Genomic DNA, 3,885 nt, shown 5'->3' with positions numbered 1-3,885 from the left:
GGATAACACTCAAAATCGGCTCATAATACCCTGCGCTGAAAAACTCGATGCTTCCCGATTTGGAGAGCTGCTGTATCTGTAAATAGAGCTTCGGATCACGGGCTTGAATCTGTTCCATCAACCATCCGCTGCAATGGAGACTGAAGCGAAACGACGGATAACGGCTCATCACCTCAAAAAAGGGCTTGTAACATACTTCTATCGCATGTTCGATCACCCAATCGAAGTTATCAACCGGCTGATGCATATGTATTCCGAATAAAAGTGAGGTTTTAGACATCCGTTTTCCTTAAAAAATTAAACAAACCAATTGGCAGCATAATGTTCATTCAAATCAATACAAAGGGCTCCGTTACCGGGCATTGTTTGGAGAATTTGAGTTCCGCTAACCAACTCAAATCGTAAATGAAATAGCCTTAATGTCCCAAAATGTAATCGGGAGAGCGCTATTTCAAGCCGCTCGTTGATCGCTACGATATCATTTTCCTCCGCAGCAAGTGTTTCCAAATCAAATTCAAAATGTTCGCCGCTCTCTTCAAGTATCACCAGCAATTTCAAACCGTGTCGATTGAGCGCAGAAATATCTCCCTCAAACGCAATGTATATTGCTTTTTTGTCATGACCGTAATAGAGTGTATCGATTGGTCCACGAACCCGATCCATGGTAGAGTAGAGTTTTCGCTCATCCATACTTCCGCATCCAAGCCACTCAAAAAAGGAGGAATATTTTCCGTCGATAACCGGAGTAAGAGGCGATTTCGGCCTTACCCAAAACGGTGCCATAGAGCTCATTGAGAGTATCGGCTGAAACAGATTTCCAGGGGGAGCGATTCCAAGAAGTTCATAAATAGAAATCAAATGGTTGCGAAAGAGGGTATCAAACTCTACGGCAAAATCGGTCACATGATCATCTCCGTACCACCAAAACCAATCACTGCACTCGGAGGCTAAAAAATGCTCTTCTATTTTTAGCGCACTCTCCTCTGAAATCTCCCCCCGAAAATTTTCGGCATCCCGACGTGTTTGATAGATCAGTTCCCATGCCCGATTTTTTTGGGGGTGTCCCGACCACGTATCAAAGGTTCCGTGAATCCAACTCCCCGGTTGAAGCATTTCAAGTTCACTATCTTTTGCACCGTTGTCTATCTCATCCATCGTTGCCGTTTTGCACCACGAAGTATTCTCCAATCGTCCATAAAGAGCCGTAAAAAAGTTAAGCCCGTTATTTTCGTAGAATTCCCACGCATTCTCACCATCGACAATGACAAACACAGTTGGATCATTTTGCTCATTATCGATGATTTTAAGGGTACGCAGAAAATGCTCAGCCGCATCTTCAGCCCCTTTAAACCGATACGTAAACCCGATCAAATCACTGAGTCCATGATCCCTAAAACCGATTGTAACCCCCTTAAAACAGTAGGTTTTATAAAGGTTTTTTCTCTCTTCGCTGTCGAGTGAATGAAATAAAATCGCTTCATCGGTTGCGATCCATTTAATGCCGTATTCATTATAAAGAGCCAGACTTTTTGTATCTACCGCACCCTCAGCCGGCCAGAAACCGCTGGGCTTTTTTTGGAAGTGTTTTTCATACAGCGCCATCGAACGCTCAATGTGTTTTTGCGCGTCTGTATAAAGGGAGAAAGATCGTTTTGGAAGGGTAGTATGGGGATTGGCGATAACCGCATTTTCCATATTGATTAACAACGGGAGAATCGGGTGATAGTACGGGGTAGTCGATACCGAAATACGCCCCTCTTTCTGCAACGAGGCGTAAAAAGGGATAATGGTTTGTACAAACGTACACAATGTATCCAAAAGGCGGTGCTTGTCATTTTGCGTAAATCCTTCCCCTTGCTCAAACAACCTTTTGACAACCGCATTATCTCTGCGTAAATAATTTCCGCACCATGACAAAATAAACACGATTTCCAAATCGATGAGTTCTCCCTCACTGTACTCATTTTTGCCGTACAGATAATCGTAACGGGGGATTGGCCTGACCATCGTTTCAAATTGGCTTGATTTGCAAAGTTTAATCAGCCATTGACGCGACTGAGGATCAAGAGCAGAGGGATGCTGTTCCCATAAAGAGAGGAAATAATCGTATTTGAGAGGATCGCGATAAAGGTCCAACTGTTCCATAAGGGTAGCGGTAAGGTTAAACGTTGCCTTTATGGTCGTGTATTGTGTCAAAAGCCACGGCATCTCATAATAGTCTTTAATGGCATGCAAAAAGACCCACGGCATGGTCATAACCCCGTCACTTCCGCGATAATCGGGCTGGTGCATATGCCAGAAAAACGAGAGCTGAAGAGGTTTTTGTTCCATTATGAACGCATCCATTCCTCAATTTTTGCCGCATAAATTTTACAGATATTTTCACCGTGTTCTGTCGTTTTAGCTTGAATATAAAGGTTGAGATGATCGCTGTATTGATCCGGTATCATCAATACCCAGTCATGCTGATCGAGCCATATTTTTACGCCGTCGAGCGTTGATGATTTTTTCCCTTTCGAATCTTCCAGGAACATTCTCATCATTTTCCCTTTGTTTGCTTGCGTACATGGGACTTGAAACGTGTGATAATAAAAGTTCGGAAGCGCTTCGATAAGTTCGGAGAGTTTGACTCTATGGTTGACGATCATCTCTAAAATTTTCAGCGTTGCGTACATCGAATCGCGATGGGTAGAAAATTCGGTAAATGCGAAATTTCCTTCCCCCGTCGTTACCAAATCGTACCGTTTCATCCGTTCGCTTTTAAAATTGGCATACTGTCCCCGTTCGATTTTCAAGTGCTCAAATCGGACGAAATCGGCTGCCCATGTCGGGAGAAATACCCGTTTTTCCATCCCTTTGACTTTGGCCTCCATATTCAAAAGGGTAAGAACGACAAACAAAGCGGCTTGTTTACTGAGCAAAATACCCTTGTCACACAAAATATCAAGCCGCTGCCCGTGAGGATAAATCATAAAACCCGCATCCAGCCCGAGCGCCTTGATGACGGCACTCATATCTTCATAAGAGCGTTTGGTCAGGGTATTGATATTTTCTAGGCGCTGTTCATCCGGATGGGCGTTAAACATAATATTATCAACCCCCATATCATTGAGAATATCCGGAAACACTTCCGAAGACATCCCGTGCATCACATCTACCGCAACGCGGCAATTGAGACATTTAAACATGTGTGACTGAAGCAGTTCTTCCATCCCTTTTTTATAGGCAGAATACTCTTTTATGTGATCAGACGGATAGATTTGCCCGATTCGCGAATAATCGACCCGTCGAAAGGTCTCTTTGAAAAAAGCTTTTTCTACCTTTTTAGCCGTATCATTATTGATCCGAAGCGCTTCGTGATTGTAAAAAGTGATAACCGTACTGGTCGGATCATCCAGTTTCTGGTTGATATGAACTCCAGCCGCATACTCATCATGATACGACAAACTGCACCGCATAACCGCCGATGGTATCGCTCGGTAGTCGATAACATCCATTCCCGAGGATAAAAGCCCGCCCAGAAAAGCCCGCTTAAGCATTCGTGAGCTCTTGGAACTGTCGCGCGAAACAAGAACTGTAGAACCGACAGGAAGCTGGGCACCGAATGCTTCAGCCAATTTGGTTGCCATTTCGCAGGAGATCTCAACGTTTGATTTTCCGATTACCAATCCGTTTTCAAAAATCGAATTTTTATATTTACTCCCCAATATAACGCTGCGACTGACGATTGCCGCATCTTGAATCACTTTATCCGGCGAAATCGTAGCATCTTGCTCAACCGTCACCAATTCGCCGATTTCGCACCCTTCCGCTAAAATCAGTCCCGATTTAGCCGTAACATTTTTACCGATCCGATTGTTGTTGCAGATAACACATCCGTCGAGT

Annotated in this window: 1 protein-coding gene and 2 pseudogenes; all 3 read right to left on the bottom strand. The window is 43.9% G+C overall.

The genetic code is table 11. From position 1 onward, the window contains the following. Positions 1-280 (bottom strand): annotated as a pseudogene (locus Q0C19_RS11305) (4-alpha-glucanotransferase); the annotation flags it as partial. 17 nt (positions 281-297) lie between these two features. After that, positions 298-2,346: a glycoside hydrolase family 57 protein gene (locus tag Q0C19_RS11300; protein ID WP_295056061.1), complete on the bottom strand. Its 2,049-nt coding sequence runs from the start codon at positions 2,344-2,346 to the stop codon at positions 298-300. Next, positions 2,331-3,885, bottom strand: a pseudogene (locus Q0C19_RS11295) (mannose-1-phosphate guanyltransferase); the annotation flags it as partial. The pseudogene Q0C19_RS11295 and the gene Q0C19_RS11300, both read right to left, overlap by 16 nt.

It is taken from the genome of Sulfuricurvum sp. (genome assembly GCF_023250475.1).
In the GTDB taxonomy this organism is placed as follows: Bacteria; Campylobacterota; Campylobacteria; order Campylobacterales; family Sulfurimonadaceae; genus Sulfuricurvum.
Note: the sequence above shows the minus strand (reverse complement) of the source record. Positions and strands in the feature narration are given on the sequence as shown.

Bases quoted from the DNA above. Each gene is read 5' to 3' on its own strand.
- Q0C19_RS11300 (WP_295056061.1), bottom strand. From the start codon at position 2,346: ATGGATGCGTTCATAATGGAACAAAAACCTCTTCAGCTCTCGTTTTTC.